Origin of the sequence: Candidatus Leptovillus gracilis (genome assembly GCA_016716065.1) — a bacterium.
Classification (GTDB): domain Bacteria; phylum Chloroflexota; class Anaerolineae; order Promineifilales; family Promineifilaceae; genus Leptovillus; species Leptovillus gracilis.
The window spans coordinates 219,202-234,904 of record JADJXA010000002.1; the positions used below are offsets into that span (position 1 = coordinate 219,202).

14 protein-coding genes are annotated in these 15,703 nt (G+C 58.3%); 8 read left to right on the plus strand and 6 right to left on the minus strand.

Translation table 11 applies throughout. The features are described from left to right. Positions 1 to 45: 45 nt before the first annotated feature. The 5 genes from IPM39_05250 (at position 46) to IPM39_05270 (ending at position 6,539) form a co-directional block, all read left to right on the plus strand. Positions 46 to 1,500: a GAF domain-containing protein gene (locus IPM39_05250; protein MBK8985478.1), complete on the plus strand. Its 1,455-nt coding sequence runs from the start codon at positions 46 to 48 to the stop codon at positions 1,498 to 1,500. Between the two features lie 13 nt (positions 1,501 to 1,513). Further along, positions 1,514 to 2,152, plus strand: coding sequence for a HAMP domain-containing histidine kinase (locus tag IPM39_05255; protein ID MBK8985479.1), 639 nt, complete (start codon positions 1,514 to 1,516; stop codon positions 2,150 to 2,152). After that, positions 2,145 to 3,662: an amidase gene (locus IPM39_05260; GenBank protein MBK8985480.1), complete on the plus strand. Its 1,518-nt coding sequence runs from the start codon at positions 2,145 to 2,147 to the stop codon at positions 3,660 to 3,662. Before IPM39_05255 ends, IPM39_05260 begins: the two co-directional genes overlap by 8 nt. Further along, positions 3,652 to 5,778 (plus strand): hypothetical protein, encoded by a 2,127-nt coding sequence (locus tag IPM39_05265; protein MBK8985481.1) that lies wholly within the window; start codon positions 3,652 to 3,654, stop codon positions 5,776 to 5,778. Before IPM39_05260 ends, IPM39_05265 begins: the two co-directional genes overlap by 11 nt. Before the next feature lie 173 nt (positions 5,779 to 5,951). Beyond that, positions 5,952 to 6,539, plus strand: a complete 588-nt coding sequence (locus tag IPM39_05270) for an SCO family protein (protein ID MBK8985482.1) — start codon at positions 5,952 to 5,954, stop codon at positions 6,537 to 6,539. Positions 6,540 to 6,621: 82 nt separating this feature from the next. On the opposite strand, the gene IPM39_05275 is transcribed toward IPM39_05270, so the two are convergent. The 4 genes from IPM39_05275 to IPM39_05290 form a co-directional block, all read right to left on the minus strand. Then, positions 6,622 to 7,746, minus strand: a complete 1,125-nt coding sequence (locus IPM39_05275) for a LysM peptidoglycan-binding domain-containing protein (GenBank protein MBK8985483.1) — start codon at positions 7,744 to 7,746, stop codon at positions 6,622 to 6,624. 177 nt (positions 7,747 to 7,923) lie between these two features. Continuing rightward, positions 7,924 to 8,136: a cold-shock protein gene (locus IPM39_05280; GenBank protein ID MBK8985484.1), complete on the minus strand. Its 213-nt coding sequence runs from the start codon at positions 8,134 to 8,136 to the stop codon at positions 7,924 to 7,926. 394 nt (positions 8,137 to 8,530) lie between these two features. Continuing rightward, positions 8,531 to 9,010, minus strand: a complete 480-nt coding sequence (locus tag IPM39_05285; protein ID MBK8985485.1) for an isoprenylcysteine carboxylmethyltransferase family protein — start codon at positions 9,008 to 9,010, stop codon at positions 8,531 to 8,533. Positions 9,011 to 9,195: 185 nt separating this feature from the next. Then, complete coding sequence (locus tag IPM39_05290; GenBank protein ID MBK8985486.1) at positions 9,196 to 9,822, minus strand: hypothetical protein; 627 nt, start codon at positions 9,820 to 9,822, stop codon at positions 9,196 to 9,198. 146 nt (positions 9,823 to 9,968) lie between these two features. Here IPM39_05290 and IPM39_05295 point away from each other — a divergent pair, with 146 nt between their 5' ends. The 3 genes from IPM39_05295 (at position 9,969) to IPM39_05305 (ending at position 12,478) form a co-directional block, all read left to right on the plus strand. Further along, the gene (locus IPM39_05295; protein MBK8985487.1) at positions 9,969 to 10,643 is read left to right on the plus strand and encodes a methyltransferase domain-containing protein; all 675 of its coding nucleotides are present in this window, start codon (positions 9,969 to 9,971) and stop codon (positions 10,641 to 10,643) included. A gap of 105 nt (positions 10,644 to 10,748) precedes the next feature. After that, positions 10,749 to 11,360 (plus strand): signal peptidase II, encoded by a 612-nt coding sequence (gene lspA, locus IPM39_05300; GenBank protein ID MBK8985488.1) that lies wholly within the window; start codon positions 10,749 to 10,751, stop codon positions 11,358 to 11,360. Between the two features lie 167 nt (positions 11,361 to 11,527). Next, on the plus strand, positions 11,528 to 12,478 hold the full coding sequence (locus tag IPM39_05305; protein ID MBK8985489.1) for an RluA family pseudouridine synthase: 951 nt from the start codon (positions 11,528 to 11,530) through the stop codon (positions 12,476 to 12,478). A 51-nt stretch (positions 12,479 to 12,529) separates the two neighbouring features. On the opposite strand, the gene IPM39_05310 is transcribed toward IPM39_05305, so the two are convergent. Next, positions 12,530 to 14,770 (minus strand): 6-phosphofructokinase, encoded by a 2,241-nt coding sequence (locus IPM39_05310; GenBank protein MBK8985490.1) that lies wholly within the window; start codon positions 14,768 to 14,770, stop codon positions 12,530 to 12,532. A gap of 251 nt (positions 14,771 to 15,021) precedes the next feature. Then, positions 15,022 to 15,537: an SH3 domain-containing protein gene (locus tag IPM39_05315; GenBank protein ID MBK8985491.1), complete on the minus strand. Its 516-nt coding sequence runs from the start codon at positions 15,535 to 15,537 to the stop codon at positions 15,022 to 15,024. Between the last annotated feature and the right edge of the window lie 166 nt (positions 15,538 to 15,703).

Here is a 15,703-nt window from a genome sequence, read left to right on the forward strand (position 1 = left end):
TTTCCAGACAGGTTGAACCGTTACAGAATGTTTTCCTTTGCTTAAATGAACAGTTTATTATTACAAGCCAGCGAAAGTCGTTTTCGGACGGTGATTGAGGCCAATGCCGATAGTATTGTCATTGTGGACAGACATGGCATTATCCAATACGCCAATCCGGCGGCGGCATCTTTGTTTGCCCGCAGCCAAAGCACCTTAATTGGCGCGATGTTCGGCTACCCGGTTGTTGCTGACGAGACGACAGAGATTGATGTGGTCAATCCTTACAGCACGACGAAAGTGGCCGAGATGCGTGTCGTGGAGATTGATTGGCAAAGTGAACCCGCTTATCTGGCCTCGCTGCGCGACATCACCGAACGCAAGCAGGCGGAAGATGGGCTGCGGGCGCGTGAACATTTCCTGGCCTGGCTGAATGAGATCACCAGGGCCGCCCTGGAAACGCCAGACTTCCATGCCATGCTGCAAATTTTTGCCGACCGGCTGGGTGAGTTATTTGGGGCCGATGGGTGCAGGATTACGCTGTGGGATGAAGAGCGACAAACGGCCGTATCCGGCGCCATCAGCCACAGTCTGGCGGATGAAGAGCCGCTGACCGAGCCAGACACACGGCAAAAAAGTATGACGGCGGCGGTGTTAACGTCGCAGCAAGCGCTGGTACTGGAGCACGTGGCCCAGTCGGCGTATGCTGCCATGCACACCGCCACCCTGTTCCCCAGCCAATCCATGCTGGCGTTGCCCCTTATCGCCGGCGAGCAAAAATTGGGCGCGGCCTTTGTTATTTTCCTGGCGCCGCACCGGTTTACGCCAGATGAGATCCGGCAAGGCGAGCAAGTGGTCAGCCATCTGTCGCTGGCGCTGGCCAAAGCGCGCTCCCTTCAGGCAGAACAAGAGCAGCGCGAATTGGCTGAGACGCTCAGCCAGGTGATCGGGGTTCTCAACAGCAGCCTGGATCGCCAACAAGTGCTAAACATTATTCTGGCCCAACTGGCCCAGGTGGTCACTTATGATGCGGCTTCTGTTCTACTGCTGGTAGACGGCCGTCTGCAAAACGTCGCCCATCGTTCTCGCCTGGCATCAGAAGCAGGGACAGCATCCCAACCGGCTCATCATATCCCGCCCCATATGTTAGACGTGTTAACACGCCGTGTCCCACTCATTCGCCCAGAAACCGCCGGGGACCCTTCCCAGCCGGGCGGCATTCCTGAAAGCCACTGCTGGTTAGGCGTCCCTCTGATCGTTAAAGAAAAAGCTATCGGGCTGCTCAGCCTGCTCAAAGCCGAACCAGATTTCTACAGCCACAAAGACGCGGCCATCGCCGCCGCCATTGTTCACCAGGCAACCATCGCCATTGTTAATGCCCAGTTGTATGAACAAATCCAGCGCTACGCCGATGAGCTGGAGACCCGCGTCGCCGAACGCACCCAAGAACTACGCCAGGCTTACAGCCAACTGCAAGAGTTGGACCGGCTCAAGTCCAAGTTCAGACGACATTTCGCATGAACTGCGCACACCATTGTCTAACCTGATCCTATACCTGGACTTGCTCAAAAAGGGACCACCGGCCAAACATCCCCATTATACGGCCGTACTCAACCAACAAACCGAACGTCTCAAAGAATTGGTCGAAAGCATCCTCAGACTGTCTAATCTCGATCTGGACCAGGACAGCCTGATCTGGTCACAGATCAATCTAAACGATGTCGTCGCCTACGTCATGGACAAATATCAAAACCAGGTGGGACGGCAGGGTCTGCGCCTGACCTTCACCCCTGAGACAAACCCCATCCTTATCTACGGCAACTTCAAACAATTGGTCGAGATGACCATCACGCTGTTGGAAAATGCCCTGAAATACACCGCCAACGGCGAAATTCGTCTCCACACGTGGATCAATTCGCCCGATCAACAGCTTGTTGGCCTGCAAATTGAAGACACCGGCATGGGCATCGCCCCAGAAGACATCCCCCACGTTTTCGAGCGCTTTTATCGGGGCAAAGGCGCCAGTCAATCCAACGTGCCCGGCATCGGCCTGGGCCTGACCATTGCCAAAAGCATTGCCGGCCTGCATAATGGGCATATCGAAGTGGACAGCGAACCCGGCAGCGGCACGCGCGTGCGCGTGAACTTGCCCCTGGGAAAAAACAATGTCTGATGATTTCCCCCTACTCGAAGCCACCATTTCTGACTTGCAAGATGGCCTGAGCAACGGCCGTTTCACCGCCCATACCCTTGTCCGCCACTACCTGGCCCGCATCCAACAGCTAGACCAACAAGGCCCCAGCCTCAACGCCATCATCGAACTCAACCCCGACGCGCTGACCATCGCTGCCGACCTGGACGCCGAACGCGCCGAAAAAGGGGCACGCGGCCCGCTGCACGGCATCCCCATCATCCTGAAAGACAACATCGCCACCGCCGACCAGATGTCCACCACCGCCGGTTCGCTGGCCCTGGCCGGATCCATCGCCGCCCAAGACGCTTTTTTGGTGGAGCGCCTGCGCGCTGCCGGGGCCATTATCCTGGGCAAAGCCAACCTCAGCGAATGGGCTAACTTCCGCTCCAGCCGCTCCTCCTCCGGCTGGAGCAGCCGCGGCGGGCAAACACGCAATCCCTACGCCCTGGACCGCAGCCCGTGCGGCTCTAGCTCTGGTTCGGCGGTGGCCGTGGCCGCCAGCTTTTGCGCCGCGGCCATCGGCACAGAAACCGATGGCTCCATCGTCTGCCCCGCCCACAGCAATGGCATCGTCGGCCTTAAGCCGACCCTGGGCCTCGTCAGCCGCAGCGGAATCATCCCCATCGCCCACAGCCAGGATACGGCCGGTCCCCTCACTCGCAGCGTCGCCGACGCCGCCATCCTCCTGGGGGCGCTCACCGGCGTGGACCCCCGCGACCCGGCGACCGCTGCCAGCGGCGGACAGTTCCACACGGACTATATGCAGTTTCTCGACCCCGCTGGCTTGCGCGGCGCGCGCATCGGCGTGGCGCGTAATTTCTTCGGCCTTCACCCGGACGTAGACGCCATCATGGAAACGGCCGTTGCCGCGATGAAAGCCCAGGGCGCAGACATCGTAGACCCGGCCGACCTGGATTCCCTGGAGGGCTTTGGCGAAGCGGAAGTGACTGTCTTGCTGTATGAATTTAAGGCTGATCTGAACGCCTACCTGGCGACGCTGGGTGCAGAAGCGCCGGTCAAAACGTTGGCCGACATCATCGCCTTCAACCAGGCCAACGCCGCCGCCGTGATGCCCTATTTTGGACAGGAACGCATGTTGGCGGCGCAAGAAAAAGGGGCGCTCAGCGAGACGGATTACCTGGAAGCATTGGCCCTCAACCACCGGTTGGCGCGGGCTGAAGGCATAGACAAAGTGCTGCAAGAACATACACTAGACGCCATCGTCGCCCCCACCGGCGGCCCGGCCTGGCTGATTGATTGGGTCAACGGCGACCATTATGGCGGCGGCAGTTCATCGCCAACGGCCGTCGCCGGGTATCCCAACCTCACCGTACCCGCCGGCTTTGTGCGCGGGCTGCCGGTGGGCATTTCCTTCATCGGCGCGGCTTACCAGGAACCCACCCTGCTGAAGCTGGCCTACGCCTTTGAGCAGGCGACGAAGGCGCGGCAGGCGCCACGCTTTTTGCCAACGGTGCAATTTGCGGATTAAACGGCCGTTCCCCCTTCACCGCGCCCTATTCCTGCTGCTGACTCTTTTCCTTTTCAACGGCTGCCAGGAGTTGTCGCCCATCCAAGACGCCGTTACCGGCGATGTCCCCCATCCAACCCAGGCCATTACCCCGGCAACGGTTGAGCAGTTGACGGCCGCTGCCGTGTGGGGCGAGGGCAGAGCGTTCGACGTCGTCCTGGACCCCTCCGGCCAACAGTTGGGTGTTCTCACCACTGTCGGGCTGTACGTCTACAACACGGCCGACTGGCGCGTGACCGATTTTTTGCCGACGGCGGAATTGGTTCGCAGCGCTGTTTTTGCGCCCGACGGCCGTTCTCTGGCCGTCGCCGGGTGGCAAAGCAGTCAAATTAGCCTGTGGCCACTGGGTGGCAGCCCACAGGCGCTGCCCGCAAACGACCGCAATGAACCCATTTACCAGATCACATTCACTCCCGACGGCCAATTGGTCAGCGGCAGCGCGGCGCAGGTTGTGGGCTATATGGAGCCAGACGCCTCGCCCACTGTGCTGGCGGCGGCCCCGGTCAACGGCCGTCTTGGGCGCATTTCCTGGGCGGGCGCCGACGCCGATTGGTTGTTGGCCGTGCCGGTGCATACGGCAGAGCAGTCCGCGGTGGAAATCTGGCCGCTGTTGGCCGCCGCGCCGTTGGTGACGCTGCTCAGTGAAAGTGGCATGGCTCTGGAAAACGGCCGTCTTGCCGCCGATGGTGTTTATTACGCCGCCATCGTCACCGACAGGACCCTTCAACGCGACAATGCCCTGTTTATCTGGCAAACGGCCGTGCCCAATGTGACCTACCGGCGCGCTGTCGGCGGTTTCATCACCGAGGACAATTGGGCCATGTCGCCAGACGGCCGTTTGCTGGCCGTCACCAACCAAAGCGGACAGGTTGAAATTGTGCAGCTAGACAGCGGCCAAACCATCGCCAGCCTGGCGCTGTCCGTCGTCCCAGAAGACGCGGCCGGGTTGAAAGTGCTGTTTGACGGGCAGACGCTCATCGTGGCCGGGCCAGACGGCGAACTGCGCCTGTGGGATGCCAGCCAGAATACAGCGGCGACGGCCGTCGCTGCCGGCGCTCCCCTGAACGCCCTGCGCCTCAACCCGGCCGCCGGCCAGTTTGTCACCATCGGCCAAAATGGGCTGGTAGAAATTCGCCAACTGCCAGACGGCCGTCTCGTACACAGCCTGGCCGCCCACACCCAGAGCGCCATCACCGACGTGGCTTTTGCCCCCGATGGCCTGTCGCTGGCTGCCAGTCTGTCCAGCGGCGGGGTGCAGATTTGGGACATGGCTGGCGGCCTGCGGCAAACCCTGGGCCAGACAGACGGCAAAGTGGATAGCGTGGCGTTTTCGCCTGACGGCCGTTTCCTGGCTTCCGGTCTGGGCGAACGAATCGGCCCTTTTGCCTTCGACGACACCGTAACCCTTTGGCAAATGCCCGAAGGCGTATGGCGCCGCAGTTTCGCCGGGGAAAAAGAAGATGTGCCCGCCTGCTCCTTCTTCCGCAACAGTCTGGCCTTCAGCGCCGATGGGCAGTTCATTGCCTCCGCCTCGCACGATTTCACCGTTGGTCTGTGGCAAATGAGCGATGGCTCATTGGTTCATGCCTTCCCGCCCCATAACGACGCCGTGCTGGAGGTGGCCTTGTCGCCTGACGGCCGTTTCCTGGCCTCAGCCTCAGAAGACGCCACCATCCGCGTGTATCAACTATCTGATTATGCATTGGTTCACCAGCTCACCGGCTCGGTGGGTGGGTTTTGGTCGCTGGATTTTTCGCCCGACGGCCGTTACCTGGCGGCCGGGGACATGTTGGGCAACATCTACTTGTGGGAAGCGGCCGACGGCCGACTGGTGCGCACCTTTGAAGGCCAGAAGCACAAACAGAGCGACCTGGCATTTTCACCCGACGGCCGTTTGCTGGCGGCCGGGGCCAACGGCAATGAGGTACAATTGTGGCAGGTGGATAACGGTCGTATTCTGGCCTCCCTGCCCGGTCACACCGGCGTTGTGCAGCGTCTGGCCTTCGCCCCCGACGGACAAACACTCGTCACCAGCGGCCAGGACAACGCCCTACGCCTCTGGCAAATCCACCCTTAACCATACAACGCCAGCAATACTCTGGCAGCTGTATTCAGTATTCAGTATTCAGTATTCAGTATTCAGTATTCAGTGCGCGTTTTCCAGAGGTAACTCCGACTGAAAACTGGTCACTGAACACTGGTCACTGAACACCGCTTACGGCTGCTGGCTACTATCAGAGGAGTCAACCTATGCACATGCCTTTGCGAATTTCCCTTCTCATCCTTGGCCTGCTCTTTTTGGCCGCCTGCCGCCCTCAGCCGCATGAATTTGGCGGGCTGCTCTTTGAAGATGCCCAACCCGTGCCCGATTTCAGCCTGGCGGCCGCCAACAAGCAAAGCATCAGCCTCAGCGACTATCGCGGCCAATTTGTCTTTGTTTATTTCGGCTACACCTACTGCCCCGATTTATGCCCCGATACGCTGGCTAAATTGGCCCGCGTGCGGCGGCAGTTGGGCGACCAGGCCGACCAGATGCAGGTTATCATGATTTCCGTGGATCCGGAGCGCGACACGCCAGATAAACTGGCCGAGTATGTCGAGCACTTTAGCGACAGCTTCATCGGTCTGACAGGCAGCCCGGCAGAGGTAGACGCCGCCGGCGCGCCCTTTGGCCTGTTTTACCAAAAGCACGATGGCACAGCCGCATCGGGTTATCTGGTAGACCACACCGCCCGCACCTACCTGCTGGACCGGGACGGCCGTATCCTCATCGCCTACCCCCACGACGCCCCAGACACAGCCATCACCGCCGATCTGCGTTATTTGCTGGCGCAGTAACAGCAAGAAAAAAGTTCAACTTCTCCAAAGAAGTTGAACTTAGACAGACGCCAGACCTGTCAGCTCTCTACAACGGTGAACACTACGGCTGACTCAACGCCTGTAAGGACCAATCGTCTATAAACCAGCCGTTGTTCGATTGGGCAAAGCGATTGCGGAAGCCCACGCCCAGGCGCACGGTTTCTGGCGCGGTGAGGGTGAATTCGTAGACGGCCGTATTTTTGCGCCCGGCCGGCGCTGATGCCCAACCTGTGCCCCCGCCATTGTGGATGATGCGGTATTCAGCGGCCAGGGGGTCGCCATTCCAAACCTTTTCACTGCCAACGTAGCCGCTGACGGCATCGGGGAAGAAATTGGCGACAAAGCGGTAAGTGCCTGGCTGTAAGGCCACGTCGCTGAAGATAGAGAAATTGGTGGGGGCGTCTCCCTTGAAGGCTTTGATCGTGTTTTCGCCATTGAATAAGAAGAGAGATTGCTCGGCGGGGGGAATGCTGGCGCGGGACAAAACGCGAATCTCTGGCCGGAAGAAGCGCCCGCCGCTGCCGGGCGACAGGTTGTTGGGACCTTCATCCACCGCTAACTGCCATTGGTTGGGCAGCTGCCATTCGGAGACGCCACTGAAGAAGTACCAGCCTTCTTCAAACGAGGGATTGGGCAGCAAATTGCCGCTGGTCACTGTCAGTGGTGGCGCGGGTTCGGTCGGGTTGGTGGGGGCGGGGTTGGGATTGACGGCAGCGGCCGTTTCTCCCGACCAGCCAGGAATGATCAACTGCTGCCCAACCGAGATGATGTTGGCGTTGGTCAGGTTATTGGCCGCCAGAATATCTTCGACAGTAACACCCGTTTTAGTGGCAATGGTAGACAGGGTATCGCCCGTTTGCACCACATAAACAGCGCCGGTGGGGGGAACGGCCGTTGCCTGAGCAATCGCAGCCGTCGATACTGGCGTTGGTAGGTCGGCTGGGGTCTCAGTGGCGGGGGTTTCTGGCGTGGCCGTGACCACCACTTCCACCGCCACCTCCACGATGCTCGTCACTTCGACAGGGACCTGCACCGTAATCTGTTGCGGCATAATCCGGGTGACTTCCACCGTCACCGGTACTTCATTCTCAACAATGCGGGTCACTTCAATTGTCTGCGCCGTGCAAGCGGCAAAAAGCAAGGGCAAAGTCAACAACAGCAAAAGTATGCGAATTTGCTTTATCATAATCACGTGCCATCTCCTTTTTCCACACAGGAATTCTCAATTATATCACCGGCATGGGGCCGTGTTTATCTGTTTTGGCCCCGTACTCCTGCCTATTGCCTAACGAATAGCCTCTGAACTAAAAAAGGCTGGCCTGAAGGCCAACCTTTTTCTTTATTTACAGTTTGGGGTCTGTGCTTAGGCCGGGCGGACCTGAACAGCAGATGGGCCACGCGGCCCTTCTTCAATTGCAAATTCGACGCGCTGGCCTTCGGCCAGGCTCTTGAACCCTTCCGCCAAAATAGCCGAATGGTGGACAAAAACGTCTTTACCGCCCTCACGGGAAATAAAGCCGTAGCCTTTTTGATCGCTAAACCATTTCACGGTCCCAGAAAATCGTTGATCACTCATACCAAAGTAACTCCTATCTTAACTAAATCTACTCAACAAATTCGCTCAATATTCGCGCATCCTACCAGGACAAAAAACGCCGCCCTTTTTGTGAGTCTGGGCGGCGCTTACATGCAACTTGATCAGGACTTACAATATTAAAGCCTGACAATAATACTCCAGGCAGTGGCGAATGTCAAACTGCGGATTAGGGCTGTTTGGCATGGTCCAATCAGGCGGAACGCCCCTTCACAAATTTTCGGAATTAACACGAAGGCACGGAGGAGGCACGGAAGTTTTGCAGGAGAAGCAAGCATCTTCTCCGTGAATTCTCCGTGTTCCTCCGTGTAAAAATTTGTAAAGGACAGCTTGGTGCGAATGAACCATGCCGCTTTTCGAAAGACCTTGACAGATTTTAACGACGGCCAATCCATCTCCGAACCGTGGCGAGGTATTCTTCATACGCTTCGCCAAACTTAGCCGCCAGATATTTTTCCTCAGGACTGATCAAAACGTACTGACAGGCAATCATTGAAACCAGGAGCGCCACTAAAGCCCAGAGAATATTCCAGGTCAGCGCGATGCCAAAAAGCAGAACCGCAACGCCAAGATAGAGCGGGTTTCTGGAAATAGAAAACACACCTGTTTTAACAATCTTACTTGTTGGCTGGCCTGGATCAGTAGGCTGACGGAAACGAGCAAACTCGCGGCGCGCCGAAACGACAAAGCCGATGCCGGTGACAATCAGCACAATCCCAACAGGTATTAGAACTTGCCGCAGGATTCCTGGCGGTAATGAAAATGGCACAACGAAGTGCAAAGCGATGCTTATCAGAAATGGAATCCCAAAAACGACTTCCGCTATTTCCCAACCACTTTTATGTGCTGTATCCACGTTCACCTTGCTTCTAATTACGGTGCGTATTTGTTGGCTGCTGCGCCATGCAGCCCAACGTTTGAGATAAGCCGCGCCAAACGGCAACGGCCGTTCCCCATCCCCCAATAACCATTTACCATGAACCGATAACCGATCAAGTTGATGCGTTGATACACCAACCCTGCGGCTTGCGCGCCTGACTTCTACCGACGAGAATTGGTGGTGTACAAATGACTGTGGCCTTCTTTGCCAACGGCCGTAAGCGCCTGAATATGACGCAGGGTGTAGGTGATCTTTTGCGCCAGCGCAGGCTGACAAGACAATGCCTCGGCTAACTGGCGGTTGGTAAAGGGATCAGGCAGGTTGGGTGGCAGTAGGGCGAGAAAATCGGCCGTTTCAGCCAAAACCAGGCGGTCTACCACCGCCAACAGACGGTGATCGTACAGGCTCCAATGTTTGCGCCGCCAGCTTCCCAGGCCATCATCGCGCCAGATTGCTTCTTCCTGGGTTAGCAGCAGTTCGATGGTGAGGTTGGGGTGCGGCAGCCACTCTGTCAGGCGGACCAATTCCTGAAAGAGGTCAGCGGGACGGCCGTGTTTGGGTGATTTTCGTCGGCTGATGGGATCGCCGACGGCCGTTTGCCGCACAATCCACTTTTCCTGGGCAATGGGGTGAATGACACATACCGGGTATTGGGGCAGCAGCCGCGCCAGCTTGCGCTTCATGGCATACAGGTGGCGCGTCTGGACCTCTAGCAGCGTCTCGCCGCGTACCACATCTATGACAAAACCATCCACAGCTACCTCAACCCGGTCGCCCGGCTGTGTCAGCCACTCTTTTAAGGCCGCGTGCAGCGACTTTTCACCCAATGTTCCAATTGACATAAATTGTGCGTCTGTGTTCAGTATCCAGTGTTCAGCGGGAATCGGTCAGACATAGCCCGCACTGAACCCCGCTTCTAGTATACAATGGATGAATGATGAGGCTCAAAGACCTATGGAATCGGCTGGTACGCTTCGGTTTTCGGCTGCTTTATTACGAGCTGGCCTGGACGTATGACCTGGTGAGCTGGCTGGTATCGCTGGGCGATTGGCGCGCCTGGCAGCAGGCGGCGCTGCCGTTTGTCGCCGGGCGAGAGGTGCTGGAGATTGGGCACGGGCCGGGTCACATGTTGTTGGCGCTGCAAAATGCCGGTTTCGAGGTAGTGGGGTTGGATTTGTCGCCTCAGATGGGGCGGCAGGCGCGGCGGCGCACCCAGCGCACCGTCCCGCTGGTGGGCGGACGGGTGCAGCATTTGCCGTTTGGCACGGCCGTTTTCGACACTGTTCTGTCCACTTTCCCCACCGACTACGTGATAGAGCCGGCCACACTGGCGGCGGTGGCGCGGGTCTTGCGGGCAAACGGCCGTTTTGTCATTGTGCCTGAAAGTCGGCTGACCGGTGGGGGGGCGCTGCGCCAGGTCATCGAGTGGCTGTATGCCATTACCGGGCAGCGTGGCGCGGCAGGCGCGCTGCCAGACCAGGCAGAAACGGCCGTCTGGCAGCCCTATCTGGTCCGTTTTCAGGCCGCCGGGTTTCAGGTGCAGTTCGAGCGTGTCGCTCTGCCGCGCAGCCAGGTGACGGTGCTGATTGCCCACAAAATGGCTGCCTGAGTGGGGGATGTGAAACGGCCGTCGCCCACCCCTGCCTCTCGCCCAAAGAGATTCACCCTGGTAAAATGCCTCTCTATCATCACAAGGAAGGTTTATTGCGCCATTATGACAAAACTTGAACCAACCAGTCTGGCTCCAACAGAAGGCAAAACAGCCGTAGAAGACACTATACAGCCCGCCACCTGGGCACAACGCTTTTTGCCGCTGCTGATCGGCTCTGTAATCCTCATTCTCGATCAGGTAACCAAATATCTCATTGAGGCCAACATCCCATACAACACCAGTTGGGCGCCTTTTCCCCAGTTGGCGCCTATCTTTCAGCTCACCCACACCGGTAACACCGGCATTGCTTTTGGCCTGTTCGCCGGGGGAAGCGGGCTGTTTGCCATTGTCGCTCTGGTAACGACGGTAGCCATTTTGGTCTACAACTATACGCTGCCGGCCGGCAACGTGGGCCTGCGGGTGGTGTTGGGGCTGTTGATTGGCGGGGCGCTGGGCAACCTGATTGACCGAATACGGCTGGGCCATGTGACCGATTTTCTCGATTTTGGCCCCTGGCCGATTTTTAACGTCGCCGATACGGCCGTTGTCACCGGGGCGCTGCTGTTGGCCTGGTTGATGTGGGCGGAGTCCCGCGCGGAGTCCCGCGCGGAATCCCGCGATCTGCCGCACATAGCCACCACCAGCGACATTAGCCGCGATAACGAAATGCTTTAGAACAGTGGGCAGTTTTAAGCAAACGGTATACCTGACAAGGTGACAGAAATGTCAGATGATGATCTTTGGGCGTATATCATTGGCAAAACACCACAAAGAACTGACAACTGAACACTGAACACTGAACACTGTCTACTAACCACAGAACACCAAAAAACCGGAGTCCAATGAGCCAGGAAATTCCCCTCGACGAATCCATTGAACTAACCCTAGACGCCGACGCCCGCGGCGACAGGCTGGACCACGCCCTGGCGGCGGCTCTGCCCGATTTTTCACGGATGCAGTGGCAGCGGCTTATTCAAGAGAAGCGGGTGACGGTAAACGGCCGTATCACCACCAAAGCCAGTCTGCGCTTAAACGGCGGCGAACGGATAACGGCCGTCATCCCGCCGCTGGTCGAAACCGGCCTGATCGCCGAAGACATCCCCCTGGACGTGCGCTATGAAGACCGCGACATTCTGGTTGTCAACAAACCGGCTGGCATGGTGACCCACCCTTCGCTAACAGACGAACAGGGGACACTGGTGAATGCCATTTTGTACCATTACCCAGACCTGGAAGACATCGGCGGCGAGCGACGGCCGGGCATCGTACACCGGCTGGACAAACACACTTCTGGGCTGATTGTTGTGGCGCGCAATGAACGCGCTTTGTGGTTTATGCAGGAGCAATTTAGACGGCGCACTATCCAGAAGAAATACCTGGCTCTGGTGGAAGGCCAGCTTCAACCCCCGGCGGCGCTGATTGACGCGCCGATTGGCCGCGACCCCAATAACCGCAAGAAAATGGCCGTTATCCCGCCCAATATCTCGGCGGTGGCCCGCAGCGCGCGCACGCGCTATGAGACAGTGACTGGTTATGACAATTTTACTCTGGTGGCCTGCGCTCCCCTTACCGGCCGCACCCATCAGATTCGTGTTCACCTGGCCTATATTGGTTATCCCATTGTCTGCGACCACATTTACGGCCGTCGTAAAAAATCCTTTGCCGACCTGCGCCGCCACTTCTTGCACGCCGCGGAACTGACTTTTAGACGGCCGTCTGACAACAGTGAGCTAACCATCACCGCCGAACTCCCGCCAGAGCTGCAAAGCATCATTGATTCGCTGACATCTTGATCCAGTGTTCAGTGTGGCAGACACCTACTGAATACTGAACACTGAACACCGTCATTCATCCCGCGGTTCCGCTACTAGGCCGCGTGGCGCCGGCCGGGCCAGAGTTTTGGCAATCGGGCGCAGATCCATCCACCACTGTTTCTTGGGCCGTACATGTTCATTGTCCATCAGCCGGGGTAAATCTTCCACGTCAGTCAGGACAAATTGACCACCGACCAGGCCAATATAAGCGCTTTCGACACGGCCGTCTAAAATATGGTCCTCCAGGTAATCCACACAGTCCGAAGCCAGACGGGTGGCTAAGATACGGTCGTAGGGCGTTGGGTTGCCCCCCTGCTGCATATGGCCCAAAATCGCCTGACGCACGTCGAACAAGTCGCCGCCTTCTTCTTCAAACAAGGCGCGCATAAAGTCGGTGGAATAAATGTCGTTGGCGTGTTCATTGCGAATCATCAAACCGACTCGTTTGCCACGCTGAAAACCTTCCATTAACTGCGCCACATCTTCCACCAAATCCTTTAAGGTGACGCCCTCTTCATGGATGTAAAAACGTTCCGCGCCGGTCGCCAGGGCGCTCATCAGGGCCAGATAGCCGCAATAATGCCCCATCACTTCCACCACAAACGTGCGCCGGGAAGCAACGGCCGATTGCTTGATCTTGTCCACGGCGTCCACAATGCTGTTCAGGGCCGTATCCGCGCCGACGCTCAATTCAGACCCCAGCAAATTGTTGTTGATGGTGGCCGGCAGGCAAATCATGGGAATCTGGAAGGCGGGATAATTTTCACGCAAGCGGTGCATTTCGTGGATCGCTTTGTAGCCTGTCCAGCCGCCGATCATCAAGATGCCTTCCACCTGATGTTCTTCCAGGTTACGGGCGATGGCGTACCATTCACCTCCCTCCGGGGCCGTGCGATTTGTGCCGAGTTCGGAGCCGCCACGCGGCGCCAGGCCAGACACGTCCATCCAGTTCAATTCCTTGATTTCGCCGCGAATGAGGCCACGAAAACCGCGATTGATGCCCAACATGATGTGGCCCTTGTCCGTACCCAGGCGCACGGCGGCGCGCACGGCCGTATTCATCCCCGGCGCCGGCCCTCCGGCATTCAATACCGCCAGCCGTAAACGGCGCTGGCCGGGTGTAGGCGGATGGGGCAGCGCCCGCACCAGCGTGCGCAGTGTGCGGAACGATTTTTTGAAGCTGCGGCCGCGCAAATCCATCGCCTTTTCATACTGCCCGGCCTGCACCGCCTCGGTCACGGCCTGAGTCATTTCCAGGCACTGCGCCAGCGGCGTGCGCGTAATTTTGTTGCCCTGAATGCCCATGACAAAGGGTTCCACGCCTGGTTCATCGGCCAGAATCTCTTCGACGGCGCGCACGCCCAACTGCGTCGCCAGGTTACGGTCGAAGGCGCTGGGCACACCGCCGCGCTGCACATGGCCCAACACGGTGATGCGCGCATCTTCGTGTAAACGATCCTCCAGGACTTGCTTAATGTACTCGCTGCTGATTGGTTTGCCATACCGATCTTGCGCCCCTTCGGCGACGATGACAATGCTGTCGCGACGGCCGTTCTCCCGCCCCTTGGCCAGTACCTCACACATTTTCGCTTCCCAATCGTCCAGATTAGGTGGCGCTTCGGGAATCAGCACCCAGTCCGCGCCGGTCGCCAGAGCGCTCATCAAAGCCAGATAACCACAGCGCCGCCCCATCACTTCTATGACAAAGCTGCGTTGGTGGCTGGCGGCCGTGCTGGTGATAGCGTCTACCGCTTCGACAATGCGGTGCAGCGCCGTGTCCGCGCCGGTGGTCATGTCGGAGCCATACATATCGTTGTCAATCGAGCCAATAATACCGGCTACCGCCAGATATTTGTGTCGTTCGGCCGCTTCTTTGGTAATGACGCCGGTTTGCAGCAGTTCATCCACCAGACTGGGCCATTCCTGGTACAGCGTATAAGCGCCGGTCAGGCTGCCATCGCCGCCGATGCACACCAGTTTGTCTATGCCATTCGCCAGCAGGTTGGCAACGGCGCGCAAACGGCCGGTCCGCTCGCGAAATTCAGCGCAGCGAGCAGAGCCAATGACCGTGCCGCCCTGCTGCAAAATGCCACCCACTTCATTCCAGCTCATAGAGCGAATGTTGTGGCCGCCGTCTACCATGCCCTGATAACCTTCATAAATGGCAAACGCCTCCCCGCCTCGATCCAACGCCGTGCGCACGACAGCGCGTACAGCGGCATTCATCCCTTGCGCGTCGCCGCCGCTGGTGAATACGCCTATTCGTTTCATGTGTTCATCCTTGTTCATCAGTAATAACCTCCGGGGATTTCCGCTACCAAACTCCGGGGAGGTTGAAATGTTTAACAGTGGGAAAGATGGTGTAGAAAACTTGTCGGAACCGTTTCCAACGGCCGATGCTTAATACTACTATTTTCGGGCTGTTTCGCAACTATTTTCCGGTAGTAATCATGCACTCCCGCCCCCTGAGCCTGTCGAAGGGGGCGCGGTTTCGACAGGCTCAACCGGCGGGGGGTGAATCTTTACGGGGCAGGGCGTGGGGTGGCGGTGGGTGGTGGATTGGGCGGCGGCGGGGCGGCGATGTCGGGCACGGCGGCGGTGTTGACGGCCGTCGTGTAAGCCGAGCCGCCAGAGACCCAACAATCTGGCCCATCGGCCAACGGTGGGCACTGCACGCGCCACCAGCCGCTGGCCGCGTGCCGCCCGGTGACGCTGGCCCGGTCGCCGGCCAGGAAAAAGCCGACCCGCGCATACTGCACGCCAGGACCGCTGCGAATGTTCAGGTCTACCACCATGCGCACGGCCGGCTGACCGTCGTTAGGGGTGGGGGCAACGGCCGTACCCGTTACGCTTTGGCCGGGCAGCGTGACTGTAGGCGCCAGATTGCCCGATGGCGTGGAGGGAACGGCCGTATTGACGGCCGTTTGCCCCGGCGGCGGCAGCAGCGGCAGCTGCGACGGCCCGGCAAACGCATTACAGGCCAATGAAACCACGGCCAACAAACCTGCCCACATCCACACCATCCGCTGACGCTGCATACCAACCTCCATATTTATGTATCTTCTCAATAACTCGTGGCGGAGTTGGTTGAGCCTGTCGAAACCAACGGCCTTCGACAAACTCAGGCCCCGTTTCCCCAAAATATTGAGATGTTACTCGCAAGGGTCATAATCTGACATTCTTGTCACCTTGCCAGATGTCACC